Source organism: Flavobacterium chungangense LMG 26729, from assembly GCF_000735715.2.
Taxonomy (GTDB): Bacteria; Bacteroidota; Bacteroidia; order Flavobacteriales; family Flavobacteriaceae; genus Flavobacterium; species Flavobacterium chungangense.
In genome coordinates, this window is record NZ_JASY01000002.1 from 489,502 (window position 1) to 505,663 (window position 16,162).

At 32.0% G+C, this 16,162-nt stretch carries 13 protein-coding genes; 7 read left to right on the forward strand and 6 right to left on the reverse strand.

Annotated features, from left to right (window positions below):
• Window positions 1-127: 127 nt before the first annotated feature.
• On the reverse strand, window positions 128-1,426 hold the full coding sequence (locus JE46_RS05320) for a hydroxymethylglutaryl-CoA reductase, degradative (RefSeq protein ID WP_031454223.1): 1,299 nt from the start codon (window positions 1,424-1,426) through the stop codon (window positions 128-130).
• 181 nt (window positions 1,427-1,607) lie between these two features.
• Between JE46_RS05320 and JE46_RS05325 the strand changes: the two genes are divergently transcribed.
• The 6 genes from JE46_RS05325 to JE46_RS05350 all read left to right on the forward strand — a co-directional run bounded on the left by JE46_RS05325 (window position 1,608) and on the right by JE46_RS05350 (window position 8,889).
• Window positions 1,608-3,779 carry a S9 family peptidase gene (locus tag JE46_RS05325; RefSeq protein WP_031454224.1) on the forward strand — a complete coding sequence of 724 codons (2,172 nt, stop codon included), beginning with the start codon at window positions 1,608-1,610 and terminating at the stop codon, window positions 3,777-3,779.
• Between the two features lie 35 nt (window positions 3,780-3,814).
• Window positions 3,815-5,494: a peptide MFS transporter gene (locus tag JE46_RS05330; RefSeq protein WP_031454225.1), complete on the forward strand. Its 1,680-nt coding sequence runs from the start codon at window positions 3,815-3,817 to the stop codon at window positions 5,492-5,494.
• 1 nt (window position 5,495) lies between these two features.
• Window positions 5,496-6,980, forward strand: a complete 1,485-nt coding sequence (locus JE46_RS05335; RefSeq protein WP_031454226.1) for a peptide MFS transporter — start codon at window positions 5,496-5,498, stop codon at window positions 6,978-6,980.
• A gap of 48 nt (window positions 6,981-7,028) precedes the next feature.
• Window positions 7,029-7,496, forward strand: coding sequence for a thioredoxin family protein (locus JE46_RS05340; RefSeq protein WP_031454227.1), 468 nt, complete (start codon window positions 7,029-7,031; stop codon window positions 7,494-7,496).
• Between the two features lie 226 nt (window positions 7,497-7,722).
• Window positions 7,723-8,175 carry a thioredoxin domain-containing protein gene (locus tag JE46_RS05345; RefSeq protein ID WP_031454228.1) on the forward strand — a complete coding sequence of 151 codons (453 nt, stop codon included), beginning with the start codon at window positions 7,723-7,725 and terminating at the stop codon, window positions 8,173-8,175.
• A 264-nt stretch (window positions 8,176-8,439) separates the two neighbouring features.
• On the forward strand, window positions 8,440-8,889 hold the full coding sequence (locus JE46_RS05350) for a hypothetical protein (RefSeq protein ID WP_031454229.1): 450 nt from the start codon (window positions 8,440-8,442) through the stop codon (window positions 8,887-8,889).
• On the opposite strand, the gene JE46_RS05355 is transcribed toward JE46_RS05350, so the two are convergent.
• The 5 genes from JE46_RS05355 to surE all read right to left on the reverse strand — a co-directional run bounded on the left by JE46_RS05355 (window position 8,890) and on the right by surE (window position 13,705).
• Window positions 8,890-10,929: a ComEC/Rec2 family competence protein gene (locus tag JE46_RS05355; RefSeq protein WP_031454230.1), complete on the reverse strand. Its 2,040-nt coding sequence runs from the start codon at window positions 10,927-10,929 to the stop codon at window positions 8,890-8,892.
• Between the two features lie 47 nt (window positions 10,930-10,976).
• Window positions 10,977-11,459: a C40 family peptidase gene (locus JE46_RS05360; RefSeq protein ID WP_031454231.1), complete on the reverse strand. Its 483-nt coding sequence runs from the start codon at window positions 11,457-11,459 to the stop codon at window positions 10,977-10,979.
• An 11-nt stretch (window positions 11,460-11,470) separates the two neighbouring features.
• Window positions 11,471-12,589: a lipid-A-disaccharide synthase gene (lpxB, locus tag JE46_RS05365; protein ID WP_031454232.1), complete on the reverse strand. Its 1,119-nt coding sequence runs from the start codon at window positions 12,587-12,589 to the stop codon at window positions 11,471-11,473.
• 71 nt (window positions 12,590-12,660) lie between these two features.
• Window positions 12,661-12,933, reverse strand: a complete 273-nt coding sequence (locus JE46_RS05370; protein ID WP_031454233.1) for a hypothetical protein — start codon at window positions 12,931-12,933, stop codon at window positions 12,661-12,663.
• Window positions 12,926-13,705, reverse strand: coding sequence for a 5'/3'-nucleotidase SurE (surE, locus tag JE46_RS05375; protein WP_031454234.1), 780 nt, complete (start codon window positions 13,703-13,705; stop codon window positions 12,926-12,928). The genes JE46_RS05370 and surE overlap by 8 nt, the downstream gene beginning before the upstream one ends.
• 201 nt (window positions 13,706-13,906) lie before the next feature.
• On the opposite strand from surE, the gene JE46_RS05380 reads away from it, so the two are divergent.
• The gene (locus JE46_RS05380; protein ID WP_031454235.1) at window positions 13,907-16,093 is read left to right on the forward strand and encodes a carboxy terminal-processing peptidase; all 2,187 of its coding nucleotides are present in this window, start codon (window positions 13,907-13,909) and stop codon (window positions 16,091-16,093) included.
• Window positions 16,094-16,162 lie beyond the last annotated feature (69 nt).

The following is a 16,162-nucleotide window of genomic DNA, read 5'->3' on the forward strand; positions in this document are numbered from 1 at the left end:
TCGTTGTTTTTTAGCCCCGATGGTAACGATATCCTTTTGTGGCTCACGATAGTTATAGGGAGCCACAAAAGATTTAGTGGACAGCGGGAATAGCTTCATCTATAGATTATGCTTCTGGATGATAATATTATTTTCTTAGATTTTCAATAAATTCTACTACAGCGTTATGAGATATGACCGTTTTTTTAAAATGAGTTTTAATTAAATGGCGCTCTTCTTCGTTGGCCTCAAATTGATTGATTATATTATTGAGGTGCATTTTCATGTGGCCTTCCTGAATACCAGTTGTAGTTAGAGAGCGCAAAGCAGCAAAATTTTGTGCTAAACCTGCTACGGCAACAATCTCCATTAATTCTTTGGCTGAAGGTTTTTGGAGAATTTCTAAACACAATTTTACCAGGGGATGTAATGAAGTTAATCCGCCAACTGTGCCTAAAGCTAGTGGAATTTCAAGCCAAAAAGTAAAAATTCCGTTTTCAATTTTAGCATGAGATAAACTCGCGTATTGTCCATTTTTTGATGCATAGGCATGAACACCGGCTTCAACCGCCCTGAAGTCATTTCCTGTTGCCAGAACCACAGCATCAACACCATTCATGATCCCTTTGTTGTGTGTCACGGCTCTGAATGGTTCAACCTCGGCAATTTGAACAGCCTGCACAAATCGTTCGGCAAAATCCCTGGGATTTGGAATGTGTTTTTCGGTTAGATCTTCAATTGGACATGAAACTTCGGCTCTTACAATGCAATTTGGGACATAATTTGACAAAATGCTCATTATAACCTCAATTTCTAAGTTTGCATTTTGTGCTTCATCTTTTAAGGTCGTTGCAAATTGTTCCAGGCATGAATTAATAAAATTTGCTCCCATGCTGTCTTTCGTTTCAAATGTTGCATGTAACTGGAAGTAATTATCGAGCAGGTCTCTTTTGTCTTTTAAATGAATGTCCAGAATTCCACCGCCACGTTGTTGCATGTTTTTAGTAATATTTTGCGTGTCAGAAAAGAATTTTGGCTTTATTTTATTGAAGAAAGCGTTTAATTTTTCAGCATCTCCATTAAAAGTAAAATGAACTTGTCCTATTTTTTCGGTATCTATTACAGTTGCTTTAAAACCTCCACGTGTTGCCCAGTATTTTGCAGATTTTGAAGCGGCTGCGACTACTGAACTTTCTTCAATTGCCATCGGAATGGTTTTGTACTTTCCGTTAATCAGGAAATTTGGAGCAACACCAAGCGGAATATATAAATTGGTTATAGTGTTTTCAATAAATTCATCATGTAATTGCTGAAGCTTTTCGTCTGTATTCCAGTAATTTCTTATAATGTTTAAGGCTTCTTGGGGGGTTGAAAAGTATTCATTTGCAATCCAGTTTATTTTTTCTTTTTTGGATAATTTAGAAAATCCGGCAACGGCGTTGTTCATTCTCAGTCTATTAAGTAGTGTAGTGGTTACAAAGATACCATTTTAAGCGTTTTATTTAAAATGTTTTTTTTATTCAAAAAGGATTTAAATTTTATTTTTTTAACATTTAACAGTTAAAATGTGTATTATGTTCGATTTTTTTACTAAAATTGGACTCTTTTTTATATTTAAAATAATCCTGATGAATTCAAGTAAAATTACTGTAATGCTTTTGTTTTTAGTTGCTACGGTTTTTGGGCAACAAAAAATCACAGTCGAAAATATTTACAGCGGAGCATTTCGTGCTAAAGGAATGGACGAACTGCAATCGTTAAAAAACACAGATCAATATACTGTTTTAAATGTTGATCAGGCCAGCAGAAGCATGCAGATTGATTTATATGATTTTGCAACCCTCAAAAAAGTATCAAATTTAATCGACACCAGAAATCATGCAGCCCTTGCAGACGGTATAGACAGCTATACTTTTGATGCTTCAGAAAAAAAGATTTTAATTGCCTGTAACTCCAATCAGATATTTCGCCACTCGTTTGCAGCAGATTATTTTTTATATGATATTACATCTAAATCACTGACAAAACTTTTTGATTTTCAGGTTCAGGAACCAACTTTTTCGCCGGATGGAACAAAAATTGCTTATGCCAAAGAAAATAATCTTTACGTATATGATGTAGCCTCAAAAAAATCTACAGCAGTCACGACTGATGGAAAGAAAAACGCAATTATAAATGGTATAACGGATTGGGTTTATGAAGAAGAATTTGCTTTTGTCCGGGCATTCGACTGGAGTAAAGACAGTAAAAAACTAGCTTATATCCGTTTTGATGAAAGTCAGGTTCCGGAATTTTCGATGTCTATGTTTCATAAAGATTTATATCCGTCGATTGAAACATTCAAATATCCTAAAGCAGGAGAAAAAAATTCAGAAGTTTCTTTGCATATTTTTGATGTAGCGGCAAATAGCACTAAAAAAGTTGATTTAGCAAATTATAATGACTTTTACATCGCAAGACTACAATGGACAAATGATAATAATACTTTATCAGCTCAGGTTTTAAACCGCCATCAGGATAATCTTGATTTATTATTTGTAGATGGGACTACGGGTTTAGCAAAAGTGGTTCTGAATGAAAAAGATAAGGCATATGTTGATGTCACCGATAATTTGACATTCTTAAAAGATAACAGTTTTATCTGGACCAGCGAAAAAGACGGATTTAATCATATTTATTTATATGATAAAGCAGGAAAACTTAAAAATCAGGTTACAAAAGGAAACTGGGAAGTGACTTCATACTACGGTTTCGATGAAAAAAACAAAACTATTTTCTACCAGTCTACAGAAAATGGTTCTATCAACAGAGCAGTTTACCGTATTTCATTGGACGGAAAAAACAAAACAGCTTTAACTGCTAAAATTGGAACAAATGCAGCTACTTTCAGTCCAAATTTCCAATTTTTTATTAATACTTTCTCCAGTAATTTACAGCCTACAACTTATACTTTAAATGAAGCGAAAACCGGAAAAGAAATTCAGGTAATCGAAGACAATAAATCTCTTGCCACTAAATTAACAGCTTATAATTTACCTGCAAAAGAATTCTTTGTTTTAAAAACGGCTAAAGGAAATGAATTAAATGCCTGGATTTTAAAACCAAAAGATTTCGATCCTTCTAAAAAATATCCTGTTTTTATGTACCAATATTCAGGTCCGGGATCTCAACAGGTAAATAACGACTGGAACAACACTGATGATTATTGGTTTTTATCACTTACTCAGCAAGGTTACATTGTAGCCTGTGTTGATGGAAGAGGTACAGGTTTTAAAGGTGCTGATTTCAAAAAAGTAACGCAAAAAGAATTAGGGAAATTTGAAGTAGAAGATCAAATCGATGCAGCAAAAGTAATAGGTGCTTACCCATATGTGGATGCTTCAAGAATTGGCATTTTCGGATGGAGTTATGGTGGTTTCATGGCTTCAAACTGTATTTTTCAGGGAGCAGATGTTTTCAAAATGGCAATTGCAGTTGCTCCGGTAACCAACTGGCGTTTTTATGATAGTGTTTACACAGAAAGATATATGCAGACTCCACAGGAGAATGCCAGCGGATACGATCAGAATTCTCCGATCAACCACGTTGATAAATTAAAAGGTAAATTTTTATTGATTCACGGTTCCGGTGACGACAACGTTCATGTGCAAAATTCGATGCAAATGATGGAGGCTTTAATTCAGGCTAATAAACAATTTGATTCTCAGATATATCCGGATAAAAATCACGGTATTTATGGTGGAAAAACCAGAATTCAGCTTTACAATAAAATGACTAATTTTATTAAACAAAATTTATAATCTAAAATCTAATAACTTAATTTATACTGAATAATATGGAAGAAACTAAAGTAAGAACCGGGCATCCAAAAGGACTATGGGTATTGTTTGGAACGGAGATGTGGGAGCGGTTCAATTTTTATGGAATGCGTGCTTTACTGACTTTATTTCTTGTGAATTCATTGCTGATGAAAGAAGAAGAAGCATCTTTAATTTATGGAGGCTTCCTTGGACTTTGTTATTTAACTCCAATGCTGGGAGGTTTTGTTGCAGATCGTTTTTTAGGAAACAGAAACTGTATCTTATTAGGAGGTTTGCTTATGGCAATTGGACAATTTTTGCTGTTTACTAGCGGAAGTATTTTTGGTTCTAATTTAGAATTAGCAAAAATCATTATGTATACAGCATTAGGAGTAATTGTTTTTGGTAACGGTTTTTTCAAGCCAAATATTTCCAGTATGGTTGGAAGTTTATATCCAAAACAAGAGAAAACTAAGCTTGATACCGCTTTTACTATATTTTATATGGGGATCAACATTGGAGCATTTTTAGGGCAGTCAATTTGTCCATTCTTAGGAGATGTTAAAGATGCTGGCGGAATTAGAGACATCCATGCTTTTAGATGGGGATTTTTAGCAGCTTCTGGCGCTATGCTTGTAGGAACAGTTCTTTTTTATTTTTTGAAGAATAAATATGTTGTTTCTCCGGAAGGAAGACCATTAGGGGGATTACCATCTAAAAATGTTGCTGAAGATTTTGAAGAAGGAGAAGCACAAAAAGCAAATTTCTCAAATAAAGCTTTGACCATTACCGGAATTGCATTCGTAGCTTTAGGATTCTTTTTTCACTATGTAGTAGGTCAGAACTTAATTTATACTTTAATTTATTCTAGTGGTGTTGCACTGGCAGGATTAATTATTTCTGATTCGTCTTTAACTAAAATTGAAAGAGACAGAATTGTTGTAATTTATATCGTTTCGTTTTTTATTATTTTCTTTTGGGCTGCTTTTGAACAAGCAGGTTCATCTTTGACTTTTATTGCAGATAATCAGACAGACAGAAACTTTTTTGGAATTTGGAATATGCCGCCATCAATGGTCCAGATCTTTAACGGATTATTCGTAGTTGCTTTAGCAGTTCCTTTTAGTGTACTATGGGACACTTTAAGAGCTAAAGGGAAAGAACCAATCTCTCCGGTAAAATTAGCTGTAGGATTGTTGGTTATTTCTATTAGTTTCCTTATGATTGCTACTCAGGTTTCTTATATTGGAACCTCAGGGTTGTTATTAGTAAAATGGCTAATTTTATTATATTTCTTAAATACTTGTGCTGAATTATGTTTGTCACCAATTGGCTTGTCTTTGGTTGGTAAATTATCACCAAAACGTTTTGCATCATTATTATACGGAGTATTTTTCTTGTCAAATGCTGCAGGTTATGCATTAGGAGGTACTTTGGGAGCTATATTGCCTGCTACCGGTGATAAATTTGCAAAAGCAAAAGAATTGGGAATTGATCTTCAGGCGGTTTTAGATAAAACAGTTACGCCTACTGCAGAACAATTAGCATTATTGGATAAGCACCAAATAGCTTCTCACAACCACTTTTTTGCGGGTTTTGAAATTCACAACCTTTATGAATTCTTTATGGTATTTGTTGTTCTTACTGGTATCGCAGCAGTTGTATTATTCGCTCTGACTCCAATGTTGAAAAAAATGATGCATGGTGTTAGATAAGATGGAAAATACAATTACTTTAGAGGAAATTCAAAATTTTAAAGGCAAGTACCCAAAGCAATTATGGTATTTGTTTACTGTTGAAATGTGGGAGAGATTTTGCTTCTATGGAATGCGGGGTGTTTTGACTTTTTTTATGGTGGATCAGCTTTTACTTAAAGATGAAGCTGCTAATCTGCAATATGGAGCTATTCAGGCTTTTGTATATGCTTTTACTTTTGTAGGGGGGATTTTTGCAGATAAAATTTTAGGGTTTAAAAAATCATTGTTTTTTGGGGGAGTTGTTATGATTTTGGGCAATTTGCTTATTGCTTTTGCTCCCCAGGATTTATTTTATTATGGTTTGGCATTTTCTATAATTGGGACTGGTTTTTTTAAACCCAATATTTCTTCAATGGTTGGAGAACTTTATCATGAGAAAGATCACAGAAGAGATGCCGGGTATGGGATGTTTTATGCAGGAATTAATATTGGTGGCTTTTTTGGCGGAATTCTATGTATTTATTTGGGGAAATACTATTCCTGGCAATTGTGTTTTCTTTCTGCAGCTATTGTAATGGCTTTTGGATTATTAACTTTTTTGTTTACTAAAAAACATCTTGGTCCCATTGGGAACTCCCCATTACTTCATTTAGAGCCAAATAAAAGAAAACTTAAAGAAATAAGTGTTTACTTAGGATCATTATTAAGCATTCCTTTTATTTTTATAATGGTAAAAAACACGGATTACACTGATTATTTTATGTATACAATTGGTGTAATTGCTATTATTTATTTTGTGTACGAAGTGATAAAGTTAGGTGATGTAAAATTGCAAAAAAAGATGTTTGCTGCTTTTACATTTATTTTCTTTTATTTAGTATTTAATGCAATCTATGAACAAAGTGGAGGATCATTGTCATTATTCGCCAAGGACAATTTAAGCTATAATTTACTTGGGTTCACGGTTGATCCTAATGCAGTAAATAATAGTTCGAACACTTTATTTGTTGTTATTTTTAGTCCTCTCATTGGACTGCTTTGGCTTTGGCTGGCTAAAAAGAAAATAGAGCCAAATACGCTGATTAAGTTTGGTATTGGATTCTTGTTTTTAGCTGCTTCTTTTTATATTTTTTATTATACTAAATTTTTTGCTGATGTGAACGGAGTTACATCGTTGAACTTATTTACGTTTGCTTATTTGGTAACTACAATTGGGGAACTATGCTTAGGCCCTATCGGAATGTCGATTATTACTAAGCTCTCGCCAAAAAAACTATTCGGGATGATGATGGGATTGTGGTTTTTGGCGACTGCATTTGGCCAGTTGTTTGCAGGAAAACTTGGTGCGGAAATTTCTAAATCAAATACCGGAACTACATTAATGTCTAAGCTGCAGTCTTATACAGACGGATACTATCAGTTAGCGATTTATTCTTTGATAGCCGGAGTGATTTTGATAGCTATTTCTCCATTTATTAAAAAATTAATGCAAGAAGTAAAATAGGTATTTTTCAGTAGTATTTTTGTTTAAATTTGAAGAAAATAAATCGACATGAAAAAAATATTTATACTGGCATTTTTTATAATAGGTTCTTTTGCTGTAAAGGCTCAGGAGTTAAATTGGCATACTGATATAAAAGAAGCAATAACGGTGAGTAATAAGGAAAAAAAACCATTGCTCATGTTTTTTACTGGAAGTGATTGGTGTGGTTGGTGTATCCGTTTGCAGAATGAGGTCCTGAAAACACCAGAATTTCAAAAATGGGCGAAAGAAAATGTAATTCTGGTTGAATTGGATTATCCAAGAAGAACTGCTCAAACACCAGAGATTAAAACTCAAAATGCTGAATTGCAACAAGCTTTTGCTATCCAGGGATATCCAACAGTTCATTTTGCCAGTGCAGAAAGCAAAGATGGAAAAGTAAATTTTAAAGTGCTAGGGCAGACGGGTTACGTTGCCGGAGGTCCAACGGCTTGGCTTGCTGTAGCTGATGGAATAATTAAATCTCAAAAAATGTAAAAAACCATTTTTAATAAATATTAAAAATCCTCTCACGTCAAAGTGAGGGGATTTTTTTTAGTAAGAAAATGTGTTTTAATTTCTGAGTGATAGTTTTGGTAAATATTTTATATTGATAAAATATTATGGTTAAAAAAATGCATTGTATAATTTTAAGTGTAAAAAATCTTGTATAATTAAAATATAATGTTAATTTCGTTTTGCTAACCAACCAAATCTTTATATTATGAATAAAAAACTACTTCTATTAATTTTCTTTTTAGGGACAATAACTTTTCAAGCCCAAAATTTAGTTTGGAAGACCAGTATGGATACTGCTATCGCTGCAAGTAATGAAGAAAATAAGCCGATGTTGATTTTTTTTACTGCTTCTAGTGCTCCAAATAATCTACAAAATGAAGTTTTTAAAACACCTGATTTTGCAGTCTGGTCTAGAGATAATGTTATTTTAGTTAAATTAGATCTATCTGATGCTAATGCCTCAGATACGGATAAAGAGCAAAATGTTAAGCTTAAAAATGCGTTTGGCGTTGAAGATTTACCCGAAGTTTGCTTTGCAAGTGCCTCTATCAGAAAAAATAAAACTACTTTTCAGGCTCTTGGTAAACTTGGATACAAGCCGGGAGGTGCTAAAGCATGGATTTCTGAGTCAGAAGCTATTTTACATCCAAGTGAATAGTAGCTTAGATAAGCTTCTTACTTTATTGGTACAACCCTTTCTTGGCAATTACTGGAAAGGGTTTTTTATTTAAAAGAAGTTAAGAAGCAGTTGAATAATTGAAATTTTAAAGCATTAAAAATTCAATTAAATTTAAAATTTTAATCATAAATTATTGATTTCATTTTAATGCTTTTTAGCAATAAATATTGTTTTCAAATGGATCTTTCGATGTTTATTTTATGTTAATTTAGTTTTATTAATATAATCGAAAACCAATTAAATATGAGCCGAAAATTACTTATTCTTGCATTCTTTCTGATTAATATTTCAATGAAATCGCAGGTATTAGAATGGAAAACTAACATTACAGATGCTATACTTCTAAGCAATGAAATAAGGAAACCAATGCTAATTTTATTTACAGAAGCAAATGCTCCTGAAAATTTGCAAAATGAAGTTTTTAACACGGAAGATTTTGAGAAATGGTCTCGCAAAAATGTTATTTTAGTAAAACTTGACTTATCTGATACTGAAATGTCAACCGAGGAAAGAGATCAGAATATTAAATTGAAAAATGCCTTTGGAGTCGCAAATCTGCCCGAAGTATACTTAGCAAAAGCTTTTATAAGAAATGATGAAAGATCTTTTAGTGTATTGGGTAAGCTGCCGTACAATTTGACAGGAGTTGATGGCTGGATAAACGATTCTAATTTAATATTGAATGCACAATAATTAATTACTTAGTTTGTAGAATCCTTTTTCAGTAATAGAATGAAAAGGGATTTTTTGTTTCACGCAAGTCATTTTCCAATATTTTTGAATCGAATATGAATTTGATGCATCTGCGATAACAATTTTAGGGTGAATGCTTTTTAAAAGACGATTTAAATTTATTTTTGGAGATTGTATTAGCAGCAAAATATCTGGTTGCACATTCTCTAAATAGATACCTGAACTATCAATAATAAAAATCTTTTTATTATTAAAATACAAAGTGTTTCTAATTTTTGTTTCCTTTTTCAAAAGGCTAAAATTGCCAATTAAATAAGAATTTAAAACGTTATTTTTTGATATTTTTTTTAACGGATCATTGTTGTAAAAAAGAGTAACATTTTTTCCGTTTCTTTCAGATATACTTGTTTTTTTCTTTATGTTGTAAACAATGATTTCTTGTTGGCTCTGGACTTCTTTTTTTGTAAGTAAAAAAGAAAGCTGCAAAATAATTACAGAACTCAAAACGGCAGTCAGTTTTAAATAATTTGGTTTTTTTATCCAAACTATAGTAAATGTTATCCATAAGTAAAAAGCAAATAAATAATAAGTGTTAAAACTAATGTCTCTTATTACAAATGAATCAAATGACGCTACAAAATGAATGACCTTATTTAGCAGATAAATACTTTTTTCTAAGATTTTGACCAGGAATTGTGGTGCTATATTAAAAATAGCCAAAATCATGACTATTATTCCGATAACCATGATGAAAGATAAAATTGGAATAATAATAATGTTAGTTACAAAAAACAGTCCGGGAAATTGATGGAAATAATATAAACACAGTGGCAGTGTTCCAATTTGTGCAGCAAATGATACAGTTAAGACATTCCAGATGTTTGCAGTAATTTTGTTTTTGGGATTCCATAAACTTTTTAATATTGGCTGTAGCCAGAGAATAAAAAATAGTGCCAAATAACTTAGTTGGAAACCAATGTCCAATAAAAAGTAAGGCTCAAAAAGTAATATTAAGAGTATTGAAACTAATAAAGTATGATAGGTATTGTCATTTCGGCGTAAATGATTGCTAATGGCCAAAAATGAAAACATCACCACAGATCGTAAGACACAGGGAGATAAACCTGAAATTATGGCAAATATAATTAGTGAAGCTAAAATCGCAATTAACTTTATAAAAGAACCTTTTGGGGTATTGCCAATTGGTTTTAGAATAAAAGCAATAAACAACATAATAAAACCTACATGCAGTCCTGATACCGAAAGGATGTGTGTAGCACCTGAAAATTGATAATCCTGAACAATATCAGGTGATATTTCTTGTCTCTGCCCTAAGATAAGGGCTAAGGCAACATTCATTTCATTCGGATTAAAATGGTTTCGGGTAAGATTGTTTACAATCCGTGTATGTAATTTTGCTGTGTAATACCAAATGTCTTTTTGTATTCTTTTATTAATGCTGATTTCTGATTTTGCAGCATAAACCTGTGCATAGATTTGTTTATCATTTAAGTATTTACTGTAATCAAACTGATTCGGATTTTTGGGAGAAGAATTGTTTTGTAAGGTAGTTTTTAGCTGAATTATATTTCCAATTATAAGTGAATTGGGTAAGCTGTCTTTTTGAATGTTTATAATAATCCGCCCTGAATAATGCTGATTATCAATTTTACTGATTAAAGCAATATATCTGTCATTATAATCATTCCCTTTTAATTTTTCGCGCAGGCAAAGGGTTGTATTTTGTGGTTTTTCAAAAGCTTTCTTACAATTTGTATAATTTGTTTTTTGTAATGATTCGGTATGAAATAATAAAGTTAAGCTGCCGATTAAAAATGATATCACATATGTATTTATAGTAAATAGATTAATGAATTGCTTTTTTTTCCTGGACAAAAAATAAGAGACAGTAAACGTAAGTAGTACTGTAGCTAAAGCAGAATTTATTAACAATAGGGCAGGTTGCCAAAAGTAGGCGGTCAAAATACCAATTATAAAACAAATTGTAATTTTTGTTAGAGGAAATTTTAATACTTTCATATCATAAAAGTATAAAAAAATGTAAGAAAAATACTTTTTATTTAAGCTTATTCAACTATCCTGTTAATTTGAGTAAATGAATTTTTATAGTAAGTTTCTTTTGTTGAAGAAATAATTACTCCTTTTGACGTAGAGGAATGTACAAATTTTATTTCTTCACGGTTGATTTCTGTTATGAGTCCAACATGATTAATTTGTTTGCTTTTATTGGTTTTAAAGAAAATTAAATCTCCTTTTTTGGCATCATCAATTTTGATTATTTTTCCAATCTTCGATTGTTCATAAGAGCTTCTGGGTAGTTTTATGTTTTCTTTTTCAAAAGTAGAATATACTAATCCCGAACAGTCAAAACCTGCTTTGGTAGTTCCGGCAGCTTTGTAACGAGTGCCAATATTATCAGTAGCAGTTTCAATCAAATTATTTACAATGTATTTTGTTTCATGTTTAGATTCCTTACTAACATTAGTTGAACCTGTTTTGCATGATACTGACAAAATAGAAAATAGGATTAGAAATAGTGCCTTTTTCAAAACGATAAAATTTATTGTTTTTTTAAATCTTCAACTATAAGTTTAGCAGTTTTTTTACTGGCTCCAATTCCTCCAAGTTTTTGTTCTAAGACATCATATTTCTTTAAAAGATCCTGACGATAATCCGGTGTTAGTAATTTTTGTAATTCGTCTTTAATTCTTTTTGTATTGCATTCATTTTGAATCAATTCGGTTACTACTTCTTCATCCATGATTAAATTTACCAGTGAAATATATTTTAAGGTTATAATGCGCTTTGCAATTTGATAGGACGCCCAGCTTCCTTTATAGCAAACAACTTCCGGAACTTTGAAAAGTGCAGTTTCTAAAGTTGCTGTTCCTGAGGTTACTAAAGCAGCTGTTGAAGATCGGAGTAAATCATATGTTTTATTCGAAATAAATTTGATGTTTTTATTCGAAATAAACTGTTGGTAAAAATCAAAATCCTGACTAGGCGCACCTGCAATTACAAATTCATACTCTTTAAAGTCATCAACAACGCTTAACATTACGCTTAACATTTTGGTAATTTCCTGTTTGCGGCTTCCGGGTAAAACTGCTACAATTGGTTTGTCACTCAATTGATTTTCTTTCCTAAAGATAGTTTCGTCAAAAACAGGTTGGTTGTGAATCGCATCAATTAAAGGATGCCCAACAAATTCTACCGGAAATTCATGTTTATCTTCGTAAAAGCTTTTTTCGAAAGGCAAAATTACAAACATTTTATCTACATCATTTTTTATCGCAGTAATTCGGTTTTCTTTCCAGGCCCAAATTTGAGGAGAAATGTAATAATGAGTTTTATAATGTAATGCTTTTGCCCATTTTGCAATTCGCATATTGAATCCCGGATAATCAATAAAAATGATGACATCCGGTTTAAATTCTAAAATATCTTTTTTGCAGAATTTAATATTATTTAAAATGGTTTTTAAATTAAAAACCACTTCTATGAATCCCATGAAGGCCAATTCACGATAATGTTTTACTAAAGTCCCGCCTGTTTTTTGCATTAAATCTCCTCCCCAAAATCTAATTTCAGCTTTGGGGTCTTCTTCATATAAGGCTTTCATTAAATTAGAACCGTGTAAATCGCCAGAGGCTTCACCTGCAATAATGTAGTATTTCATGAGTAGATAGTATTTCTTGAATAATCACCTGAATTTTAATGAAGGTGAAAAATGTAATGCAAAGATATAACTTAAGTCAATAAAGTTGAAATTGCCAAAACAATCACTGCTAAAATGACTCCGCCTGCCATAAACTCTTTGTCTTTTTTCAATAAAACCGCAAAAACGATAAGATCCAAAGTTGTGCCTAATGTGATGACTTTTCCTAAATATCCATTTTCTTTAATTGTTTGTATTCCAGTAGAAAGATCAAATTTTGTAAAAAAGGTAATGAACAAATAACTTCCAAATAAAGAAGTGAAAATCCCAATAATAAAGCCTGTAAATATGTCCTTTTTATTCATTTAGAGCCCATGTGTTTAGTTGTTGAATTGCATGATGTGCAGTTAAGTCAAATTGAACAGGAACAACAGAAATGTATCCATTTTCTAATGCCCATTCATCTGTATCATCTCCTTTATCCTGATTTACGAATTCGCCTGAAAGCCAGTAGTAGTCCTTTCCAAAAGGCGTTTGTCGTTTGTCAAATTTTTCTACCCAGAGGGCCTTTGCCTGTCTGCAGATTTTAATGCCCTTGATTTCTTTTTCTTTTAACTTCGGGAAATTAACATTTAAAATAACACCATGAGGTAATTTTTTTTCAAGGGTTTCTAAGACTATTTTTTTCACAAATGTTTTGGCTGGCTCAAAATCAGCATTCCAATTATAATCTAGTAATGAAAATCCTATAGCCGGAATCCCTTCTATTCCTGCTTCAACAGCGGCACTCATAGTTCCTGAATAAATTACATTTATAGAAGAATTTGAGCCGTGATTTATTCCGGACACACATAAATCAGGTTTTCTCTTCAAAATTTCATTTACTGCAAGTTTTACACAATCTACAGGAGTTCCTGAGCAGCTATATTCTGTAATAGTATCGTTCTCTTTTGATATTTTATTTAAATATAAAGTATTGTTGATAGTTATGGCATGTCCCATAGCACTTTGAGGCTTGTCTGGTGCAACCACAATCACTTCGCCAATAGTTGCCATAACATCAATTAAAGTTCTAATTCCGGGAGCTGAAATGCCATCATCGTTTGTTACTAATATTAAAGGCTTTTTGTTTTTCATGGTAAGAATTATTGTGAATATAAGATTTTGAAGACAAATGTAGGGACAGATTTTCTTAGAATAGTAACAAATGAACTAAAATTTGTCAACTAACTTATCTAAGCTTTTTGCGATTCAAAGATTTTCATATCTTTAACAAAAAATTATAGTAGACTTGGCTTTTTTGGCTTGGTTTTTACCATAACTTAGATTAAAAAATTGATGAATGCTATTATTAAATTTATGAAACGAAATTATAAAATCCTCATAGCCGTATTATGCTTGTCTGTAACTTTATTTGCATTCAAAGTAAATGCAGATAAAACCATAGATCCGGATCCAAATAAAGACAAAATGCTTTTGGAGTTATTGGCCTTTGTTATAGAAAAAGGACATTATAATCCGCCACCTATAGATGATGAATTTTCAAAAGGAATTTTTAAGGATTATATTGAAGCGCTTGATCCTTCAAAACGTTTTTTCCTGCAATCTGATATTGATGAATTTAAGCAATATGAATTAATGCTGGATGATCAGTTTATTAATAAAGATTTGACATTTTTTAATCTTACTTATGCGAGATTAATGAAGCGTATGGAAGAAAGTAAAAAAAGGTATAAAGTTCTTTTAGCACAGCCATTCAATTATAATATAGATGAGACTTTTAATGCAGATTATGAGACGATTCCGTATGCAAAAAATACAGCTGAAATAAATGAAAGATGGAGAAAACAAATTAAACTCTCAACTCTTTCATCTTTAGTAACAAAACAAAAATTAGAGGAAGATAAAAAGAAAAGTGATCCGGCTTATAAAATAAAATCGTTTGAAGCTTTGGAAAAAGAAACACGTGAAAGTTCTTTAAAATCTTTGGATGAGTCTTTTGGGAACATAAAAGATTTGGACAAAGGCGACTGGTTCTCGGTTTACATCAATTCAATTATGACTCGTTTTGATCCTCATACAAGTTACTTTGCACCAGAGGAAAAAGATCGTTTTGATGTAAATATTAGTGGAAAATTAGAAGGAATTGGTGCTCGTTTGACTAAGAAAAATGACTTTACTCAAATAGATGAATTAATTTCAGGAGGGCCTGCATGGAAAGGAAAACAGCTTGAAGCGGGTGATTTAATCATAAAAGTAGGGCAAGGTAATGAAGAGCCTGTAGATGTAGTAGGGATGCGTCTTGATGATGTAGTGAAAAAAATTAAAGGGCGAAAAGGAACAGAAGTAAGGCTTACTGTAAAAAAAGTAGATGGAACAATCAAAGTTATTTCAATCATTAGAGATGTTGTAGAAATCGAAGAAACATATGCAAAATCAAGTATTGTTGAAAAAAATGGATTAAAATATGGTGTAATTTATTTACCTAAATTTTATATTGATTTTGAAAATAAAGATGGTAGAGATGCCGGTAAAGATATCGCAATAGAAGTTGAAAGACTTAAAAAAGAAAACATCAGCGGAATTGTACTTGATGTGCGTGATGATGGTGGAGGATCACTATCTACTGTAGTTGATATTGCTGGATTATTTATTGAAGAAGGCCCAATTGTTCAGGTAAAATCTGCGGGGAAAAAGAAAGAGGTTTTATATGACAAGGATAAAAAAATTGAATGGGATGGACCTTTGGTAATAATGGTAAATAGTTTCTCTGCTTCGGCATCTGAGATATTGGCAGCAGCAATACAGGATTACAAGCGAGGTGTTATCATTGGCAGTAAACAAACTTATGGTAAAGGTACAGTGCAAACAGTTATCGACTTAAATCAGTTTGTCCGTAATAGTGAGTTTGGAGATTTTGGAGCATTAAAAGCAACAGCCCAAAAATTCTACAGAATTAATGGTGGTTCAACTCAATTAGAAGGAGTAAAAAGTGATGTTGTTATGCCGGATCGTTATGCTTATTTAAAAATGGGTGAACGCGATATGGATAATGCAATGCCTTGGGATAAAATAGATCCTGCAAACTATACTATGTGGAATTCAAATGAAAATTTTAATCAGGCGATCCTTAATAGTAAAAACAGAATTGCTCAAAATCCTCAATTTAAATTAATTGAAGATAATGCAAAATGGATTGATGTTAAAAACAAAGAAAATACTTATAGTTTAAATATTAAAAGTTTTAAAGCAACACAAGAGCAAGTAGAAAGCGAAGGCAAGAAATATAAACCAATCGCTGATTATAAAAATAATTTAGTTTTTAAATCATTGCCTTATGAAAATGCTGAAATTGCTAATGACGCTTCTTTAAAAGAAAAAAGAGAAGCCTGGCATCAGGCTTTGGCAAAAGATGTTTATGTTGAAGAGGCTCTGAACGTATTAGATGATTTACAGGCTAAAACCAATCTTAATAGACAAACTAATTCGTCTAAAATTAAAAAAGATAAACTGGTTAAATCATAATTTTTTGAAAATTAGTTGAATCTATAATTAAAGCTCCATATTTTTTAAAATTATGGAGCTTTTTTTCAA